At 72.5% G+C, this 19,645-nt stretch carries 12 protein-coding genes; 7 read left to right on the top strand and 5 right to left on the bottom strand.

The window, feature by feature from the left end:
• Positions 1-2: 2 nt before the first annotated feature.
• Both QSK31_RS29605 and QSK31_RS29600 read right to left on the bottom strand, forming a co-directional pair.
• Positions 3-3,728 carry a hypothetical protein gene (locus QSK31_RS29605; RefSeq protein ID WP_285687769.1) on the bottom strand — a complete coding sequence of 1,242 codons (3,726 nt, stop codon included), beginning with the start codon at positions 3,726-3,728 and terminating at the stop codon, positions 3-5.
• Entirely contained in the window at positions 3,728-3,943 is a 216-nt protein-coding gene (locus tag QSK31_RS29600; protein WP_285687768.1) for a hypothetical protein, read from the bottom strand. The genes QSK31_RS29605 and QSK31_RS29600 overlap by 1 nt, the downstream gene beginning before the upstream one ends.
• A 144-nt stretch (positions 3,944-4,087) precedes the next feature.
• Here QSK31_RS29600 and QSK31_RS29595 point away from each other — a divergent pair, with 144 nt between their 5' ends.
• The 5 genes from QSK31_RS29595 to QSK31_RS29575 all read left to right on the top strand — a co-directional run bounded on the left by QSK31_RS29595 (position 4,088) and on the right by QSK31_RS29575 (position 12,913).
• The gene (locus QSK31_RS29595) at positions 4,088-4,558 is read left to right on the top strand and encodes a hypothetical protein (protein WP_285687767.1); all 471 of its coding nucleotides are present in this window, start codon (positions 4,088-4,090) and stop codon (positions 4,556-4,558) included.
• 97 nt (positions 4,559-4,655) lie between these two features.
• A complete protein-coding gene (locus QSK31_RS29590) occupies positions 4,656-6,695 on the top strand; it encodes an ATP-binding protein (RefSeq protein ID WP_285687766.1) in 2,040 nt (679 codons plus the stop codon).
• On the top strand, positions 6,692-7,429 hold the full coding sequence (locus QSK31_RS29585; protein WP_285687765.1) for a sensor histidine kinase: 738 nt from the start codon (positions 6,692-6,694) through the stop codon (positions 7,427-7,429). Before QSK31_RS29590 ends, QSK31_RS29585 begins: the two co-directional genes overlap by 4 nt.
• Positions 7,430-7,520: 91 nt before the next feature.
• A complete protein-coding gene (locus QSK31_RS29580) occupies positions 7,521-10,826 on the top strand; it encodes a Neogenin (RefSeq protein ID WP_285687764.1) in 3,306 nt (1,101 codons plus the stop codon).
• Between the two features lie 257 nt (positions 10,827-11,083).
• Entirely contained in the window at positions 11,084-12,913 is a 1,830-nt protein-coding gene (locus tag QSK31_RS29575) for a fibronectin type III domain-containing protein (protein ID WP_285687763.1), read from the top strand.
• Positions 12,914-13,121: 208 nt separating this feature from the next.
• On the opposite strand, the gene QSK31_RS29570 is transcribed toward QSK31_RS29575, so the two are convergent.
• Both QSK31_RS29570 and QSK31_RS29565 read right to left on the bottom strand, forming a co-directional pair.
• Entirely contained in the window at positions 13,122-14,696 is a 1,575-nt protein-coding gene (locus tag QSK31_RS29570) for a beta-ketoacyl synthase N-terminal-like domain-containing protein (RefSeq protein WP_285687762.1), read from the bottom strand.
• Positions 14,693-14,938 carry an acyl carrier protein gene (locus tag QSK31_RS29565; protein ID WP_285687761.1) on the bottom strand — a complete coding sequence of 82 codons (246 nt, stop codon included), beginning with the start codon at positions 14,936-14,938 and terminating at the stop codon, positions 14,693-14,695. Before QSK31_RS29565 ends, QSK31_RS29570 begins: the two co-directional genes overlap by 4 nt.
• Before the next feature lie 308 nt (positions 14,939-15,246).
• Here QSK31_RS29565 and lanKC point away from each other — a divergent pair, with 308 nt between their 5' ends.
• Both lanKC and QSK31_RS29555 read left to right on the top strand, forming a co-directional pair.
• Positions 15,247-17,937, top strand: coding sequence for a class III lanthionine synthetase LanKC (gene lanKC, locus QSK31_RS29560; protein WP_352244509.1), 2,691 nt, complete (start codon positions 15,247-15,249; stop codon positions 17,935-17,937).
• Between the two features lie 80 nt (positions 17,938-18,017).
• Entirely contained in the window at positions 18,018-18,152 is a 135-nt protein-coding gene (locus tag QSK31_RS29555) for a hypothetical protein (protein ID WP_285687759.1), read from the top strand.
• A gap of 181 nt (positions 18,153-18,333) precedes the next feature.
• On the opposite strand, the gene QSK31_RS29550 is transcribed toward QSK31_RS29555, so the two are convergent.
• On the bottom strand, positions 18,334-19,605 hold the full coding sequence (locus tag QSK31_RS29550; protein ID WP_285687758.1) for an acetyl-CoA C-acetyltransferase: 1,272 nt from the start codon (positions 19,603-19,605) through the stop codon (positions 18,334-18,336).
• Positions 19,606-19,645: the final 40 nt, after the last annotated feature.

Genomic DNA, 19,645 nt, shown 5'->3' with positions numbered 1-19,645 from the left:
CGTCACCATGGCAACCCCCGGAAGCGATGCAGCCCTCGGAAGCGATGCAGCTCCCGGAAGTGACGCAACCCCCGGAAGCGACGCCGGCGGTGCCGGGAGATCCAACCGCCGGGGCGACCGGGCGGAACCCGGGTCAGCCACATGAACACCAGGGACGCCAGGACCGTGACGGGCAGCAGGTAGTAGGCGGCCCGGGCGATGCGGGCCGGCGTGTACCGGATCGTCACGTCACCGCCGGAGGGCAGCAGCCAGCCGCTCATCCAGCCCTGCAGGGTCACCTTGCGGGCCCCGTCGACCCCGCTCAGCGCCCAGCCCGGTGCGGCGCTCTCGGCCAGCGCCACCGCGGTACGGCCGCTCGCGACGACCGTACCCGTGAACTGGGCCGGGTTTCGCTGTTGCCAGTCCACAGCGGACTTGTCCGAGGAACCGGCCTGACGCACCAGCACGATCGAGGACGCCGAGGCCACCGGGCGCAGCCGGACACCGCGGTACTCGACCTGGGACTGCCGCTGCTCCTCGAGGTCGCGCATGCCGTAGAGGTAGAGCCGGGTCTCGACCGCGTCCGGATCGGGCGGGATCAGCGTCTCGTAGCGTGTCCAGCCCTGGTAGAGGGCCACCGCGGGCAGCGTGCGGCACAGGTCGGGGCCGCGCAGGTACAGGCAGAACTTGGGGTTGCGGACGGCCACGCTGCGGGCCTGCATGGACAGCTCGTAGAGCGAACCGGCGCCGACGTCGCCGGCGGACGCGCCGATGCAGGCCAGGTGGCGGATCGCCTTGAGCGTGTAGGTGGTCTCGCCGTCCGCGCCGATCTGCGACTCGGCGGCCAGCCCGGCCTGGCCGGGGGTCTGGTCGTCGTAGCGGAAGCAGTCCTCCAGCGGCTCGAACGCCCCCAGCGCCGAGCCGGCCGGCCCGCCGTCCACGCTGAGCCGGTGCTTCCCGGCGGTCAGATCGACCGCGACCTCGGGTACGGCCGGCGGCCAGACCGTCCGCGTGGCCACCGCCTCCATCGCGTCCACCCGCAGCCCGCGGTACTCGACGACGGTGCTGCCCTTGAACCGCTGGCCCACGTCGGCGTGCAGGATGACGTCCAGGGCGCCGTCGCCGTCGACGGAGACGGTGCGCTCCCAGGTGCTCCAGCCGTCGGTGAGCCGGGGGCGGGCGGCCAGCTCGCAGCCGGACGAGCCGGACTGCATCAGGCAGATCTGCGGGCGCGACCCGGCGAGGTGCCGGTACTGCAGACGGACCCGGTAGAGCTGGCCGGGCTTGACGTCGCTGACCCGCACGCTGGTGCAGGCGGCGTGGTCGGCGGCGGTGAGCCGCACGGTCCGGTTCGCCCCGGCCCCCGTCACGGTGCGGCGGAGGCCGAGGTCCGCCCAGGGGCGCGGCTCGTAGTCGTTGCAGTCGGAGACGGGGGCGTAGTCGCTGACCACGGCCGGTTCGCGGGCGGCGGCCAGCAGGGTCAGCTCGGTGGCGGCGCCGACCGGGACGGTGGCCGCGCGGCCCGGCCCGTCCAGCGAGACGGTGCGGTTGCCGGTCCGCAGCGCGATGACCTGCCGGCCGGGCGGGATGGGGACGGTCAGGGTGGGCCGGGTGGACACCGGACGGCCGTCGACCTTCACCACGGTCGGGTCGATCAGCAGCAGGCGGCGGCGCGCGGCGTCGACGCGCGGCTGGAGCACGGCCTCGGCCCGCGCGCGCTGGGCCAGGGTGTAGCGGCCCGCCTCGACGTCGACGGTGGTCGACGGCGAGCCCCTGTCCACCGCGGGCACCGGCCAGTGCACGACGTCAGGCGTCACCACCGCGGCCGAGTCGACCTGCGGGCTGAGCGGGACGGTCGCGGTGTTCTGGCGGGCGGCGATCGCGGTACGCGTGTCCACCGTCCCCAGCACCGCCGCACCGGCGTCGGCCCGCGCGGGGGCGTCCAGCACCCTGTCGTACGTGCGCATCGTCGGGCTGCTGCCGTCGCCGAACGTCCACAGCTGCAGCATGCCGTCCACCTCGAGCCGCCCGCCCGGCACCCGGTCCATCGCGGCGGCGAGCTTGCGGTCGTCGGCGAAGTACCGGTTCGGCAGCCCGCGGACCAGGTCGTGCCGGACGATGACCCGGCTCGCCCCGATCGCGTCGAGCAGCTTGGGCACCGGCGTGAGGTCGCCGGCGAGCAGGGCGGCCTCGATCGCCTTCACGTCGGCGCTGAACCCGGCCACGTCGCCGAAGTAGCCGTCCGGCTTGGGCTGCACCACGGGATGCCGGATGAGCAGGTTGGCGATGCTGTCCACGCCGAAGAAACCCCACGTCGTGGGCATCTGGTAGTAGTCGTCCAGCGGCAGCACCAGGACCTTGCCGGGGCGGCGGTCGGCGTCGAAGTGGGCGGCCAGGTCCCACCACTGGGGGGCCACGCGCACGTGGGTGGAGGGCTGGGTGGGCCGCTCGTCGGGCATCACGCCACCGGTGTAGAGCGGGTACGGGTAGGCCAGCACCAGCAGCAGGGGCAGCGCGCTCCCCGCGTAGGCGAATCGTCTGGACCACCCGGGAACCCGCAGCCGGGGCGCCGCCCGGAGCCGCAGCAGCATCCCCTCGCACCCGATCGCCAGCAGCACCGCGTAGAACGACACGAGCAACTGCCCGAGCTTGCTCATCGGCTCGCGGAACAGCCAGAACCCGGGCGCGTGCAGGTAGAGGAACAGGTTGATCTTGTTGAACGGCGGCCGCAGACCCTTGGCCAGGAAGACGAACAGGATGACCAGGCCGATCAGCCCGAACGCGACGCGCCGCAGCCGTTTCGGGGCGAGCAGCGGGGCCAGGAACACCAGCGCGGGCAGCAGGTAGCGGATCCAGATCCACCACGGCCGGTCCAGGTCCTCGGCGAACGGCAGGTACTGCGGCCGGAACCAGGCCCAGTTGGCCACCATCGTCAGGATGTTCGGCGGCAGGTTGTTGACCTGCGACCAGGACCAGTTGGTCGGGTCGGTGAAGGTGGCGTTCGCGGTGGCGCCGCCACCACCCACATAGCTCTGCGCGAGCGGGATCAGCCAGTAGGCGTTCAGGGCCAGGGCCCACGGAGTCGCCGCGACAAACCATTTCAGCAGGCGTACGGCCGGACCACGGCCCAGCACCAGCAGGGCGAGCAGCGGGGTGCCGCCGACCGCCCAGGCGTACGCCACCACGAGCATCGGCGGGTTGAACGCCAGGAACGAGGTGGGCATCAGCGCGAACCCGGCGATCGGTGCGGGCACCCGCCGGCCCTGCGCGACCCGGATCGCGATGCCGGTGATCAGCGCCACCGAGCCCACCGAGATGATGTTCAGCGGGTTCGGCAGCCGCGTGAGGAAGAACCCGTTGAGCAGCCCGAACGCCCCGGCCGCGACGATCGCCGGCTGGCTGCGGACGAACGCGCCGGCCAGGTACGCGACGCCGAAGCCGACCAGCCCGTAGATGCAGACGTAGAACAGCCACTGCGCCGAGTACTCGGTGAGCCCGGCGGTCTTGCAGAGCCGGATGAGGATGAACTCGAAGCCGCGGGCCATGGTGTACCCGGCCGACCCGGCGCCGGTGGTCTGATGGTTCCAGGCCCAGTTGGCCTCGTCCGCCCAGCCGCGGCGGATGAACGCGCCCATGTCGCCGGCCGCGATGAACGTGCCGGTACGGAACCACTGGCTGACGATCAGGGCGTTCAGGGCCAGCACGACGAGATAGGGCCGGGAGGTACGCCAGGCCGTCCGGCGTCGCATCAACGGCGCCGCCGTAACCCCAGCAGTCCCACCGGCACCGCCAGCCCGCCCAGGGTCAGACCGCCCAGCGAGGCGTAGTAGACCAGGTCGGTCCAGCCCATCGCGTGCAGCGGCCCGCTCACGGCGAAGATGACCACGGCGACAGCGAGCGGCCAGCGCCACAGCCGGTCCGCTCGCGCGGGCACCACGGAGGGGCGCCGGTGCCGGGACTTCACTTCTCCTTCTTCGGCGCGGTGCTGCTGTGACTGAGTACTTCGGCGCGGTGCTGCTGTGACTGAGGTTCAAGGTTCGGTCAAGCGCGGGGCAAGGTTGGCTCGCAGCCGTTCCCACCGGGGCGTACGCCGTTGCAGGCTGGGTGCATGCCGAACAACGCCAAGCTCCTGACGTCGCTGCTCGCCGCCGCGCTGATCGTGCTCGGCGTCCTCGCCCCGGCCGCCGCCGCTCAGGCCGGCCCGGCCGCGTCCGACCGGCTGGTGCTCACCTGGGCCCCGGACGGCAAGCAGCTCCAGGTGGACGGCTTCGGCTACCGGCCCAAGGGTTCGGTGGACATCGGCCTCGGCAGCGACCCGATCCAGCAGGCGCACGCCGACGCGACCGGCCGGGTCCGGGTGGCGGTGCCGCAGCAGTTCGTCGCCGTCGGGCAGTCCGGCATCAGCATCATCGTCACCGGCCGCTCGGTCACCGGCGCCTCCCGGGTCCTGATCTCGGCGGTCCCGCCGCGCGCCGCCGCCCGCGGCCCGGTCGACCTGCTGCCCTGGTCGATCGGCGCCGGCCTGGCCGCCATCGTCGCGATCGGCGCCCTGATCCGCGTCCGCTCCCGTCGCTCTTGATTCGCAACCCGGCGATCACCCGGGACGCACCCGGGCGACCGGAACCTGTGGGAACGGACCTTGTCTCCCTCGAGGTCCCGTCCCGAAAGGTCGACGCATGGGCTTTGCGGCGCGCACGCTTGTCGAGGCACTACCCGGACCGGCGGCGATCGTGGACACGGACGGTCTCGTCCTGGTCGCCAACACCCGGTGGTCCGAGCCTCCGGAGGGCGCCTGCCTTCCCGTGGCCCTGCCGGACGGCCTGCGGATGACGGATCTGGAGAGTGACTGCGGCGCGCGCCGGCGGCTGATCACCGCTTCGCTCCCCGCCGACCCGGACGTCGCCGCGCAGGCCAAATCCCGCTTCCTCGCGCTGCTGGGGCACGAGATCCGGACCCCGGTCACCACCGTCGTCGCCGCCGTCGACCTGCTCCGCGCGCAGCCGCTCGAGCAGGAGACCCGCGAGGTGATCGACGGCGTGCACCGGTCCGTGCACGCGCTCAAGAGCCTCACCGACGACCTGCTCGACCTGGCCCGCCTGGAGGCCGGCAGCCTGCACCTGGACCGGCTGCCGACCGCGCTGCGCCCGGTGCTGGAGCACGTCGTCGAACCCTTGCAGGAGACCGCCCGCCGCAAGGGCCTGCTGCTGCTCGCCACCCCCGCGCCGGACCTGCCGGCCGCGGTGCTCGGCGACCTCGACCGGCTGCGCCAGGTGCTGACCAGCGTGGTCGGCAACGCGGTCAAGTTCACCGAGTCCGGCGAGGTCGTGGTGACCGCCGCCCGGGACGGCTCGGACGCGTACGTGATCACGGTCTCGGACACCGGCCCGGGCATCGACGAGGGTGACCGGCGGCGCATCTTCGCGCCGTTCGTGCAGGCCGACTCGTCGGCGGCCCGCCGGTACGAGGGCGCCGGTCTCGGCCTGGCCCTGGCGGCCCGGCTGGTCGAGCGGATGGGCGGCACGATCGACGTGCGGTCCAGTCCCGGCGCCGGCTCGGAGTTCGCCATCCGCCTGCCGCTGGAGGCCGCGCCCGTCGAGCCGGATTCGTCCGCGGGACCGCTGGCCCGCCGCCGGATCGCGGTGGTCGCCCCCACACCCCGGTCGAGGCTGGCACTGTCCTGGCTGCTCGCCGGCGCCGGCGCCGAGGCGGTGCCGCTGTCGCCCGCCGAGCTCACCACGCCGCCGCCCGGGGTGGACACCGTGCTGTGGATCGACGACGCGCACGACCCGGAGTCGGTCCGCCGCTACGACGCCGTGACCGCGGCGCTCGCCCCCGACGGCCGCCCGCTGATGGTCAGCCTGACCGACCCGCGGACCGGCCTGGTGCGCAAGCCGGGCGTGCTGACCGCGCCGCTGGTGCGCGGCCGGCTGGTCGCGGCGCTCAACCAGGAGCGTACGGGCGTGCGCGGCGCCCCGATCACGGTGCCGAACCTGGCCGGCGGACGGGTGCTGCTCGCCGAGGACAACGACGTGAACCGCACCGTCTTCCGCCGCATGATCGAGCTGCTCGGCGTCACCTGCGACACGGTGGCCGACGGCGGGGCGGCGGCCGAGGCTCTGCTCGGCGGCACGGCGTACGACGTGGTGCTGATGGACCTGCAGATGCCCGGCACCGACGGGCTGACCGCGACCCGGCAGGTGCGCGCGGCCGGCTGCCGTACGCCGATCCTGGCCCTGACCGCGACCGCCCTGCACGGCGACCGGGAGCGTTGCCTGGAGGCCGGGATGGACGGCCACCTGAGCAAGCCGATCACCCTGCCGGAGCTGCGGGCGGCGCTGGAGCCGTACCTGTCGGAGCCGGAACCGCCCGGCCTGGCCGCGCTGCGGGAGCTGGAGGAGCAGCTGGCCGACCGGGATCTGGTGATCGCCACGGTCAACACCTACCTGGACCAGCTCGAGGGTCGCCGGTCCGCGCTCGCCGAGGCCCTGGGCACCGGCGACCACGCCGCGCTGCGGTCCACCGCGCACACCCTCAAGTCGTCCAGTGCTCTGCTCGGCGCCACCGCGCTGGCCGAGGCCTGCCTGCGGGCCGAGCTCGGCAGCACCGCCGACACCACCGCCGAGGGCCTGGCGGCGCTGGTCGCCGAGGTCGAGGCCGCTGTCGGCGGCGCCGTGGCGATGTTGCACGACTACCTCGGAGCGGGGGTGCCCGCATGAGCGCCGTGACCACGGATGAGCTGGCCAAGGAACGCGCCCGGGTCGCCGAGCTGGAGAACCGCGTCGCCGAGCTGGAGACCTTCGCCCGGGAGATCAGCCACGACCTCAAGGCGCCGCTGGCCGGCATCTGCGGGTACGCCCAGCTGCTCGCCCACCTCGACGTCGGCTGGCCGCGCCCGCTCGAGTACGACGAGTTCGTCACCGAGATCGAGCGCGGCACCGCCCGGATGAGCCGGCTGATCGACGACGTGCTCACCTACTCGACCGTCCGCGGCGAGCCCCTGCTCCCGGCGACGATCGACCTGGCCGCGCTGGTCGACGACGTGATCGCCGACCGGCCCCGGGACCTGTCCCGGCCGACGCCGCTGATCACCCGGGAGGTGCTGCCCCCGGTGCGCGGCGACCACGGGATGCTGCGCCGCCTGCTGGAGAACCTGATCGGCAACGCGCTCAAGTACGTTCGCCCCGGCGAGCCCGCCCGGGTGCACGTCACCGCGCGCGCCGAGGACGGGTTCGTCCGGGTCGAGGTGACCGACCGGGGCGTCGGCATCCCGGACGGGCAGCACGAGGCCATCTTCGCCGAGCTGCATCGGGCGCACGCCGACGCGTACCCGGGAACGGGTCTGGGTCTGACCATCTGCCGTCGCATCGTGCAGCGGCTGGGCGGCGTCATCCACGCCGACCCGCACTTCCGTGAGGGCGCGCGGATCTGGTTCACCCTGCCCGCCGCCTGAACTTGCCGACATGCAGACACCGGGTTGAGACGGGCTTGAGGTTCACCGCCGACCGTTGAGTGCGAAGAGCTCGTAACCGAGAAGAGGCCAGATGGACGTGAGGCGACTGCTCACCGCGGTGGGCGCGGGGATCGTGACGGTGGGATTCGCCGCCGTCGCGCAGCCCCCGGCCGCCGCCGCGGCCCCCGCCACCCCGAAGGGCTTTGCCGTCACGCGGACCGCGGACGACGCCCGGAAGATCAAGGTGTCGTGGAAGGCGGTGACCGACGCGCACCACTACGTCGTCAGCACCGTCGCCGGCAACGTCGAGACCGTGGTGAACGTGCCGGCGTCGGCACTGAGCTACACCGTCGACGCGCCGGACGTGTGTACCTCGTACAAGGTGAAGGTGGGCGCGTCCGACGCGTCCGGCGCCATCACCTGGACCAGTGTGTGGACGATCAACGCGCTGACCCCGTCGTACGTGGCCGGCATGGCCACCGGGCGGGCCGACGAGGGCGCCACCCTGACCGCGACCTGGCGTACGCCGTCGTGGACCGGTTACACGCCGCTGACCGGCTTCCGCGTCGTGGTGTCCCGCGCCTCCGACGGCGTCGTGCTGTCCGACACCACGTCGATGGACACGGCGCTGCGGTTCCCCGGCGTGGACCCGGCCCGGGCGTACACCGTGTCGGTCGGCACGATCAACGAGTTCGGCGCCTGCAACACGGCGAAGTCGCTGATCGACCGCTACCGCCCCGGCGACCCGACGGGTCTCGTGGTGCAGCGCCGCGCCGACGCGCCGGGCACCGTCGAGGTGGTCTGGCGGGCGGCGACCACCGGTCCCGCTCCGACCTACTACACGATCGGGTACGGCGAGGCCAAGGTCACCAAGTCGGTGCGCGTCGAGGCGCCCGCCACCTCCGCCACGCTCCCCCTGGACATGAGCAAGACCTGGGTGATCGAGGTCAAGGCGTTCAACGCGAACGGTGGCAGCGGCGCCCTGGCCGGCTCCGTGCCGGTCTACGAGGGCCCGTCCGGCACCACGCCGGCCCCGGTCCCGACGCCGACGCCCAGCTCGCCGACCGGTGACCCGACCACCGACTCGAGGACGACCACCACGACGGTCACCACGGGCGCGGACCGCACCCCGCCGACGATCATCGCCTCGCTGTCGATGCCGGCCCGGAACGGCTACTTCCGTACGCCGGTGACGATCCACTTCACCTGCGCCGACAACAGCGGGCCGGTCGCCAAGTGCCCGGCCGACATCCCGGTCGCCACCGACGGCATCGCTCAGAGGTTCGCCGGCACCGCGGTGGACAAGGCCGGCAACACCGCCACCGTCTCCCTGCCGCTCAACGTCGACCAGGTCGCGCCGTCGATCTCGTCGACGGTGACCGGCGCCGAGACCGCCGACGGCTGGTTCAAGTCGCCGCCGTCGATCGCCTACACCTGCGCCGACACCACGTCCGGCGTCAACACCCTGGCGATCTGCCCGACCGCCGTCACGGTCACCGCCGACGGCGCGAACCAGCGCCTCACCGGCACCGCCGCGGACAAGGCCGGCAACACGGCCACCGACACGGTGTTCATCAACCTGGACCGGGTGGCGCCGTCGATCACCGCCACGGTGCTCGGCGACACCAACGCCGACGGCTGGTTCACCGCCGCGCCGACCGTGCACTTCACCTGCAACGACATGCTCTCCGGCGTCGGCGCCTGCCCGGCCGACCGCAAGGTCACCGAGGAGGGCCGAGGTCAGATCATCACGGGTACGGCCACCGACCGCGCCGGCAACACCGCCAGCGCCTCGGTGACCGTCAACGTGGACGAGACCGCCCCCTCGCTGCTCCCCGACGTCCAGGGCGACTTCGGCGTCGAGGGCTGGTTCCGCGGCGCCCCCACGCTGCACTGGAACTGCGTCGACGGCGGCACCGGCGTGCAGGACTGCCCGGCCGACACCACCGTCGGCGAGGGCGCCGACCAGCTGTTCGACGGCACCGCGACCGACCGGGCCGGCAACTCGGTCACCGTCACCACGGTGGTCAGCGTCGACAACACCGCCCCGGCGATCTCCGCGACCGTGGTGGGCACCCCCAGTGCCGACGGCTGGTTCCGTACCACCCCGACCGTCCACTTCACCTGTGACGACGTGCTGTCCGGCATCGCCGGCTGCCCGGCCGACATCGAGGTCACCGCGGACGGCGTACGGACGCTGACCGGTGTCGCCACCGACAAGGCCGGCAACACCGCCGGCACCTCGGTGACGGTGAACGTGGACCGCGCCGCCCCGGCGATCACCGCCACCGTGGTCGGCGGCGCGAGCGCCGACGGCTGGTACCGCACCCTGCCGACCGTGCACTTCACCTGCACCGACGAGGGTTCCGGCATCGCCGGCTGCCCGGCCGACGTGCCGGTGCCGGCCGCCGGTCAGGGCCGGGTCGTCAGCGGCACCGCCACCGACAAGGCCGGCAACACCACCAGCACCTCGGTGTCGGTGGACGTCGACCAGGTCGCCCCGGTGATCACCGCTACCGTGGACGGCGTCAAGAACGCCGCCGGCTGGTACCGCGCCGCTCCGACCGTGCACTTCACCTGCACCGACACCGTCTCCGGCGTCAGCGACTGCCCGGCCGACGTGACCGTCACCGCGAACGGGGCCCGCACGGTCTCCGGCACCGCGGTCGACAAGGCCGGCAACACCGCCACCGCCACGGTCACCGTGAACGTGGACCTGGTGGCGCCGGAGGTCAGCACCACCATCGACGGGACCAGGAACGCCGCGGGCTGGTACCGCAGCGCTCCGACCGTCCGCTTCACCTGCGCCGACACCGTCTCCGGCGTGGCCACCTGCCCCGCCGCGAGCACGGTCGCCACCCAGGGCGCCGGCATCGCGGTCCCGGGCACGGCCACCGACCTGGCGGGCAACAGCACCACCGCCACGGCGACCGTGAACGTCGACCGGACCGCCCCGGTGGTCACGGTGGTGGGTGCGGCCAACGGCGCGAAGTTCGGCCCCGACGCCGGCCCCGCGGTCAGCTGTGCCACCACGGACACGGGTTCGGGCGTGGCCACCAAGGCGACGGCCACCCAGACCAGCAACGAGCGTGGCGTCTACACGGTCGTCTGTGCGGGTGCGGTCGACGTGGCCGGCAACGCGGCAGCGCCGGTGACCGTCACCTACACCGTGGAGGCCAGTGTCAACTGGCTGATCGCCCTGACCAACCAGTACCTGGCCAGCAACGGTCAGGGCCAGGCGGTGCAGAACGAGTTCGACACGATGATCACCAAGCGCCAGTGGGTGCCTTTCATGGCCAAGGTGCTGGTGGCGTCGATCGGCAAGAAGCCGGCGCTGACGGCCAACCAGGCGTCGGTCCTGCTCTACTGGGCGGTCGTGATCGCCCTGCGCGGCTGACCCCGCGGTCGCGCCGCGGGAGAAAGAACGTTCGTTCCCAGCTGGGAACGAACGTTCTTTCTCCCGCATGACCCGCACCACCGACCCGGCCTGGGCTCTCTTCGAGCCCAGGCCCGGTTTCGTCATGTCGCCGCCTGAATTCGCGGCGCACCCCACCGGTTTTTGTTCACATCCGGATTTCGTCATGCGCCCGCACCGGCCGCCGATCGTTGCGGACAGCGCCCGGAGACTCCGGGCCCGAAAGCGGAGGTTCCCCCATGCCGCGCCGGCCCCTCACCTTCGCCGTCACCAGCGGCGTGCTGGCCCTGGCCGTGCTGAACGGCGTGCCCGCCCTGGCGACCGTGGACGGCATGCCCACCGGGAGCTGGGACGCGACCTGCGCCGGCGCGGCGACCTGGTGCGTCGAGTCGGCGACCATCACCCCGGACGGCGGGAACGTCCAGCCGCTGTCGGACCTCGGGCTGACCGCCTCCGCCACCACCGTCGCCTCGAACGACTGGCCGTCCTCGCTGCGCTGGTCCGTCGACGGCTGGGCGGACCAGCCGCCCGACGTCACCGCCGGCGAGGTGTCGCTGGTGATCCGCACCGGGGCGTACGTGCCACGCGTGACCACCGCGACCGCCGGCACCGTGCGGGCCACCCGCACCGGCGACGACCAGAGCGGCTACGTCGTGACCGTGACCGGCAAGGCCACGCAGGTGGACTGGACCACCGACCCGGTCCTGGCCGCCCAGTGCGCGGATGCCATCACGTGCGGCGACTTCAACTCCACCGCCGACGCCGCCGGCACCGGCGTCCGCTTCGAAGGGCTCTCGCTCGACCTCGACGGATACTCCCCGGACGACATCGCCGCTCTGGACGGGACCACGGTCGCCTCGGACTCCCAGACCTACCAGCGGGTGTTCACGTCCAACACCTTCGGCGACCACCCGTTCCTGATGATCGGGTCGTTCGGCAACCCCCAGCTCGACGTCTCCGGCCTGCCGGTGCGCACCAGCGCCTCGGTGTGGCTGCCGCCCGCCTACCTGGCCGCGGTGCAGGCGGGCGCCGGAGCCGCCGCCCAGGTGACCGCCATCTCGGCGATCGGGAACGACCTGCTGACCCCGGAACTGTCGGCCGAGGACGGCGGAACGCTCCTGCGGTTCCCGAAGATCGGGTTCGGGTCGACGCTCGGCATGCTGATGATCCGCCTGCAGACGGACGGCGTGGTGCCGGGCACGGATGCGCCCGGCGTGCCGGAGCAGGTGCGCGCCATGGCCGACGTCTCCGGCGGCGCGCGGATCTCCTGGTTCCCGCCCCTCGACGACCACGGCTCGGCCGTGACGGCGTACCGGGCCCGCGCCTACCTGAACTCCACCACCCTGATCGGCAGCTGCACCTCGGCGACGTTGTCCTGCAACCTGACCGGGCTCACCGCGGGGCAGAACTACTACGTGCGGGTGTCCGCGGTCAGCGCGCTCGGCGAGGGACCGGCCGCCATGCGGGCGATCGACCGGCCCACCGCCCCGTCCGCGCCCCGGACGCCGAAGGTCGCCGCGGGACCGGGCCGGCTGACGTTGAGCTGGACCGAGCCGCTGTCGACCGGCGGCCAGCCGATCACCGGCTACACCGTCCGGGCGTACCGGCTCGCGACCGGCGGCACGGCGTTCAGCACCTGCCTCGCACCCACGACACGGCTGACCTGCACGGTCGGCGGCCTGACCGCCGGGGCGCGCATCTACCTGAGCGTCCGCGCGACGAACATGGCCGGCTCGAGCGCCGAGACGGCCCGGGTCTACGGCAACGGCTGGACCGTGGCGAGCGCGCCGCGGTTGCCCAAGGCCACCTCGGCGCGCAGCCGGGTCACGGTGAGCTGGACGGCGCCCGCGGCGACCGGCGGCACCCCGGTCACCGGCTACCGCGCCGACCTGTGGACCGCCCTCAGGGGCGGCGGCGTGGCCGCACGGTGCACGAGCAAGGCCACGGTCCGCACCTGCGTCACGCCGGTCCTCACGCCGGGCCGCACCTACTACGCCTCGGTCACCGCCCTGAACGCGGTCGGCGCCTCGGCACAGCCGGCCCGCGTGAAGGTCGTGGTCAAGCGTTGAAACGAGGCACCCTGAGCGGGTGACCTGTCTGGCCCGGCGTGGACGCCGGGGCACGATGAGTGGATGCCTGCGGTCCGCGCAGATGGAGATCAGGTCCGCGGCCGACGCCGATGATCGGGTCGTTCGGCAACCCCCAGCTCGACGTCTCTGGCCTGCTGGTGCGCACCAGCGCCTCGGTGTGGCTGCCGATGAGCCACGGCCGCCGGTTTCAGAGGGCGAACAGTGCCTGGCCGGTCGCAGGCATCCCCTCGTCGGCGTGGACCACCAAGACGACGTCGGCCCGGCCGGTCCGCAGGAAGCCGGAGGCGTACTCCAGAACCGTCGCGTCGGCCGCGCTCGCGCCGATCACGGCGATCGGCCCCTGGATCCGGAGGGACAGGCTGATGTAGCCGGCCACCACGCTGACCGCCCCGTTCACGGTCGCCACCGGGCTGAACGTGTCGTCGCGGCCCTCGCCGAGGGTGGCCTCGAACGCCGCCCGCGACCGGGCCGGGCCGGTGGAGGTCGCGAAGACAAGCCCGATCCGCCTCGGGTCCACGCCCCCTGCCGGCTCCTCGACGGCCTGCCGGGCGAGGACGGCCGCGGCGACCGCCCGCAGGGCCAGATCGTCCAGCCGATGGGCGAACCGGCGGGGTACCAGCCCGCGCGCCGCGTCCTGGTCCGGCACCCGCGCGACCCTGGCGAACCGGACTCGCCGGGCGGGGGAGGCCGGGTGCGCACCCGGCGAGCGTCCGAGCACGATCGAACAGTTCATCCCGCCGAAGGCCAGCGAATTGGTCAACGCCACATCGAGCCGGGCCGGCCGGGACACCCCCGGCACGATGTCCCAGTCCGGGTCGCCGCCGGGGTCGACGTTGATCGTCGGCGGTAGCCACTGGTCGCGGACGGCGTACGCGGTGAGCGCCGCCTCCAGTACCGGCGACGCGCCCAGGGTGTGGCCGATCTGCGGCTTCAGACTGCTGAGCGGCGGGCCGGGCCGGGCGAAGAGCCCGCCCATCGCGTTGAGCTCGGCCTGGTCGTTGGCGCGCGTGCCGGTGCCGTGACCGTTGACGTAGTCCACCTCGGCGGGTGACCGGCCGGCGTCGTGCAGGGCCGCGGCCATGGCGCGGGCGAGTCCCTCCCCGTCGGCGGCCGGCGCGGTGACATGGGCCGCGTCGGAGGCGAGCCCGTACCCGCCGACGTACGCGATCACCCGCTCCGCCGCCGGGTCGGCGGTCAGGACCAGGACGGCTCCGCCGCCGCCGAGGTTGGTGCCGGCGCTGCGTGAGTACGGCGACATCGGCGCGTCGTCCGTCGCCCGCCAGCCCCGGAAGGCCTCCAGGGTGGGACGGTCGGGCATCTCCACGCCGGCCACCAGCATGGCGGGCGCCCGGCCGGAGCGGATCACGTCGACGGCTCGGCAGAGGGCGTGGGCACCGGCCACGCATCCGGTGGCGAACGACGCCCGCGGCCCGCGGAGTCCGAACGCCTCCACGGCCGCCGGGAGCAGGTCGTAGGGTGACCGGCCGGGCGGGACCTGGCCGGGCGCGACGCTGGTGCCCAGAGCGATGCCGGTGCCCGGTGGCACGCCGCGCTCATCGAGGCCGGCCAGCAGGGCGTCGATCATCTTGCCGTCGTCCACCTCGGCCATCAGGACGCCCCCGAAGCGGCTGCTCGGGTGCACCGCGGAGTTTCCGCGACGGACCTCCTCCCAGGTGTGCTGAGCGTCGCCGCCGAACGCGGAGGCGATGGCGATGTCGGTGATGCCGATGGCCGGGACGCCGCCGTCACCGCCCGGCGTCACGCGCGGATCCCGATCGTCCGACGGACGCAGGCGCTGATCGCGGCGATCGTGTCCAGGCCGGTGGCCGCGTCCAGACCGGCGCCCGCGCCGAGCCGGTGCCTGATCCGGGCGATCGCGTCCATCCGGGCGAGGCTGTCGAAGAAGGCGTCCGGAACCTCGGACAGGGGGCGATCGGCCGGCCAGGCGCCGAGCGGCGCGTGCAGGGCCTCCTCGATCGCGTCTCGGACCACTTGTTCGATCATGGCGGCGGACGGTTCCCGGACTGTCATTTGTCAAGTCCCTTCAAGAATTCCGTGGCAAACGGTGCGGACCTTCTCGCGGTCCACTAGGGACGAACATTAGCGCTCCGCTTTACGTCTCCGCATCAATCTTTCCGACAATCGGCTCGGCCGGCATGCGGGGCGGCATTTACGTTTTCGATCATCATGCCTTCAGAACGATCATGACGATATTTCTGTCGAATGACCGACCGGCACACACAGCGTGATAGTGGTCGAAATTCCGCCCGAAACATCCTGACTTCTCATTACTTTGTGCAGCAGCACCGCGTGTGATTTACATCCTGTTCATCGTGCCGGTCGACTCCATTGACATTCGTCTACGCGTAACCCCAAGCTGTAGACGTCATGCGGATAAAGCATGGACCGACGTAAAGGCGGTGTCCTGTTCCGTGGAAAACTACTTGGACTACTGTCAAGCGGGAACTCCATTCTATGAGCATCCAGGACATGACCGGGAAGGGAGTTTCGATGCGGTCGGCCGGGCCCTTCCGGCTGGTTGGGAGCGCAGAATCGACAGCACCTGGGTCTTCCTCGAACCGCCCGGGGTGAAATTGCCCGAGCAGGGCTGGAAACTGCATGTCTCGGCGACCCCGGAGGACACCGAGGCGGTGATCGACCTGGTGTGGGACTGCTGCGTCGCCCGGGGACTGGCATTCAAGTTCCTGCCCACCGCGCGCATGCACCTCGCCATGAACGCGAAGTACGCCCCCCGCCGGAGCAGCGGAAAACTGGTCACCGTCTACACCTGCTCCGAGCCCGAACTGGAGGCGGCGCTGCTGGATCTGTCGGCCACGCTCGAGCCCTACCGCGGGCCGTACATCCTCAGCGATCTGCGATGGCAGGACGGCCCCGTCTACCTGCGGTACGGGGCCTTCCACAAGCTCTCCTGCACCGCCGAGGACGGGACCGACGTGCCGGCGATCAGACGGCCCGACGGCGTGCTGGTGCCGGACCCGCGCGGGCCCGTGTTCCGGATCCCGGAATGGGTTCCCGTGCCGTCGTTCGTCGCCCAGGAACTCGACCGCAGCGCCCAGGTCGGCGCGACCGATCAGATGCCCTACACGGTCGAGCGGGCGTTGCACTTCTCCAACGGCGGGGGGATCTATCTGGCCCGGGACCCGGAGACCGGCGAGCGGGTGGTGCTGCGCGAGGCCCGCCCGCTGGCCGGCCTGGACGGCGCGGGGCAGGACGCCGTCCTGCGGCTGGAGACGGAGGCGAGGGCATTGCGCGACCTGGCCGGCATCTCAGCCGTGCCGGCCCTTCATCGCACGTTCTCCGTCTGGGAGCACCGGTATCTCGCGGAGGAGTACATCCAGGGCGAGACGCTGTGGCAGATGATGGCCCGGCAGAACCCCTACCTGACGTCGGTGACGGATCCGGCGCAGGTAGCCCGCTACACCGCGATCGTCCTGGACGTACTCAGCCAGATCGAAATCGCGCTGTCCGAGATCCACGCGCGCGGTTACGTCTTCGCCGATCTTCATCCCCGCAACGTGATGATCCGTCAGGACGGGCGGGTTGCTCTGGTCGACTACGAGATCAGCTACCGGCCACCGCTCGACCCGCCGCCGAGCCTGGGCTGTCCCGGCTACGTGGCGGCGCACGCCGACTCGGGCGCCGATCGGGACATCTATGCGCTGAACAGCCTGCGCGCCGCCGTATTCCTCCCCCTGACGACGCTGCTCGATCTCGACGCCGGGAAGATCGACGACCTGGTCACGGCGATCGCCGAGCTGTTCCCGGTGCCCAGCACGGTGATCGACCAGATCCGCACCGGGCTCACCCGTCCTCACACCTCTCCCGACCGTTCCCGACAGGTCGCCGCACTGTTCGATCCACCGGACGCCGGCCTCGACCCGTGGCTGCGACGGCTCGAGAGTTCCATGGTCACGGCCATCGAGGCGAGCGCGACGCCCCATCGCGCGGACCGGCTTCATCCCGGAGATCCCGCCGGACTCAGCGATGGCGGGTACAACCTCGCGCACGGCGCCGCCGGGGCGATCCACGCCCTCGCCGCGAGCGGCCGGGAGCCGGCCGCCGAGCACGTCGACTGGCTGGTCCGGGCCGCCACCACATCCGTTCCCGTCCGGGCGGGGCTGCTGAGCGGGGTCCACGGCGCAGCCGTCGTCCTGCACCGATGCGGCCGCGTCCAGGAAGCCCTCGACCTGCTGCGGTCCGCCGACGAGGCGGTGACGGCGACCAGCACGCCGCACCTGCACGGCGGCTTGGCCGGCGTGGGCCTGGCACTGCGGCATCTGGCACGGGCGACCAACCAGACGGCCGTGCACGACCGGCGGGAGGCGGTGGTGAAGCGACTCGTGGAGATCCAGCGTGCCGCCACCGGACCGGCCTCGGCCGCCCACCGGCGCACCGGCCTGATGTTCGGCTGGACCGGCGTCGCGCTCTTCGACCTCGTCGAGTTCGAGGACAGCGGCGACCCGCGGTTCCTGGACCTCGCCAAGGAGTCGCTCGACCGGGACCTCGCGCACTGCCATGTCACCGACACCGGCGAGGTGCTGGTCGATGACGGGCGGCGGCTGCTGCCCTATCTGGACAACGGCAGCGTGGGGATGGCATCGGTCGCCGCTGCCTATCTCCGGCACCGCGACGACGACCGACTGGCGACTCTGCTTCCGGGCATGCTGCGCGCCGCCACCATCCCGGTGACCATCCAGCCGAGCCTGTTCGGGGGCCGGGCCGGGCTGATGAATGCGCTGGCGAACCATGCGACCGATCCCGGCGAGGTGAGGGACGCGCTGGTGACTCAGGTCAAGGCGCTGGTCTGGCATGCCGTCCCGTACGCCGAGGGCGTCGCCTTCCCTGGGCACGCGCTGCTGCGGCTGTCGATGGACCTCGCCACCGGAACCGCGGGCGTACTGCTGGCGCTCACCCAGGCACGTGCCGCCTTGGCCGGCGCGCCCGTCGATCGGTCGGCGCAGCTCATCCCCGGCGTCCTGTGATCGACCGCACGCCCGGCGCGCCCGCACCTCCACAGACTTCGGATCTCTGGGATCCGAGGAACGACGAAAGGAGAACCACCGTGAACCAGATCCTCGAGCTGCAGGGCATCGCGGCCGACGACAGCCAGGGCGACGACCACGCCGAACTGCTGTCGGGCACGATCCACAGCACCTTCAGCGGCGCCTGCACCAGCAGCATCCTCCTCAACAACTGATCCCGGCGGGGGTGTGCACCCAGGACCGATGCTCTGGTGCACACCCCCGGCCTCCGGGTTCCTCAGCGAGTGGGCGAGCGACACCGTGGTGGGCTCGCTCGACGCAGCGCACCTTCCCGCCGTCGTGACCGCCGGGCTCACGCTCGCCTTCGCCTGGACGCCGCACAAGCGGCGGCGCCGGTCAGCGGTTCAGGATCGCCACGACGCCCTGGCCGCCGGCGGCGCAGATGGAGATGAGGCCACGGCCGGATTTCCGTTCGGCGAGGAGTTTGGCCAGCGTCGCCACGATCCGGCCACCGGTCGCGGCGAACGGGTGCCCGGCGGCCAGGGACGAGCCGGCCACGTTGAGCCGGTCCCGGTCGATCGGGCCGGGCGGCGCGTCCAGGCCGAGCCGGTCCTTGGCGAACTCCGGCGACTCCCAGGCGGCCAGGGTGGCGAGCACCTGCGCCGCGAACGCCTCGTGGATCTCGTAGTAGTCGAAGTCCTGCAGGCTCAGGCCGGTGCGGGCGAGCAGCCGCGGCACCGCGTACGCCGGGGCCATCAGCAGGCCCTCGTCGCCGTGCACGTAGTCCACGGCCGCGGTCTCGCAGCCCTCGAGGTAGGCCAGCACCGGCAGCTTGTGCTCGGCCGCCCACTCCTCCGAGGCGAGCAGGACGGTGGCGGCGCCGTCGGTGAGCGGCGACGAGTTGCCGGCCGTCATCGTGGCGTCGTCGCCCTTGCCGAACGCCGTGCGCAGCGAGCCGAGCTTCTCCAGGGAGGTGTCCGGGCGGAGGTTCTGGTCGCGGGTCAGCCCCAGGTAGGGGGTCATCAGGTCGTCGAAGAACCCTCTCTCGTAGGCCGCGGCGAGCCGCTGATGCGAGGCCAGCGCGAGTTCGTCCTGCTCCCGGCGGCCGATCTGCCACTGCCGGGCGGTGATCGCGGTGTGCTCGCCCATCGACAGGCCGGTCCGCGGCTCGGCGTTGCGCGGGATCTCCGGCCGGACCAGCTGCTGCGGCCGGATCCGGGCCGCCGCCCGCAGCCGCGCGCCCACCGTCCGGGCCCGGTTGAGCTCCAGCAGCGTCCGGCGCAGGTCCTCGTTGAGCTGCAGGGGCGCGTCCGAGGTGGTGTCCACGCCGCCCGCGATCCCGGCGTCGATCTGGCCGAGCGCGATCTTGTTGGCCACCAGGATGACCGCTTCCAGCCCGGTGCCGCAGGCCTGCTGGATGTCGTACGCCGGGGTGCGCGGGTCGAGCCGTGACCCGAGAACCGCCTCGCGGGTGAGGTTGAAGTCCCGGGAGTGCTTGAGCACCGCCCCGGCGACCACCTCGCCGAGCCGCTCGCCGGCCAGCCCGAACCGTGCGATCAGCCCGTCCAGCGCGGCGATCAGCATGTCCTGATTGGACGCCCTGGCGTAGCGCCCGTCGGAACGAGCGAACGGGATCCGGTTACCGCCCAGAACGGCGACGCGACGCATAACGATCTCCAGCCGTCGAAGCTACTCGCGAGTACGCTAC

The organism is Actinoplanes sp. NBRC 103695, from assembly GCF_030269485.1.
Taxonomy (GTDB): Bacteria; Actinomycetota; Actinomycetes; order Mycobacteriales; family Micromonosporaceae; genus Actinoplanes.
Note: the sequence above shows the minus strand (reverse complement) of the source record. Positions and strands in the feature narration are given on the sequence as shown.

Coding starts and splice junctions, on each gene's coding strand:
- QSK31_RS29605 (WP_285687769.1), bottom strand. CDS start 3,728: ATGCGACGCCGGACGGCCTGGCGTACCTCCCGGCCCTATCTCGTCGTG.
- QSK31_RS29595 (WP_285687767.1), top strand. CDS start 4,088: ATGCCGAACAACGCCAAGCTCCTGACGTCGCTGCTCGCCGCCGCGCTG.
- QSK31_RS29590 (WP_285687766.1), top strand. CDS start 4,656: ATGGGCTTTGCGGCGCGCACGCTTGTCGAGGCACTACCCGGACCGGCG.
- QSK31_RS29585 (WP_285687765.1), top strand. CDS start 6,692: ATGAGCGCCGTGACCACGGATGAGCTGGCCAAGGAACGCGCCCGGGTC.
- QSK31_RS29580 (WP_285687764.1), top strand. CDS start 7,521: ATGGACGTGAGGCGACTGCTCACCGCGGTGGGCGCGGGGATCGTGACG.
- QSK31_RS29575 (WP_285687763.1), top strand. CDS start 11,084: ATGCCGCGCCGGCCCCTCACCTTCGCCGTCACCAGCGGCGTGCTGGCC.
- QSK31_RS29565 (WP_285687761.1), bottom strand. CDS start 14,938: ATGATCGAACAAGTGGTCCGAGACGCGATCGAGGAGGCCCTGCACGCG.
- QSK31_RS29550 (WP_285687758.1), bottom strand. CDS start 19,605: ATGCGTCGCGTCGCCGTTCTGGGCGGTAACCGGATCCCGTTCGCTCGT.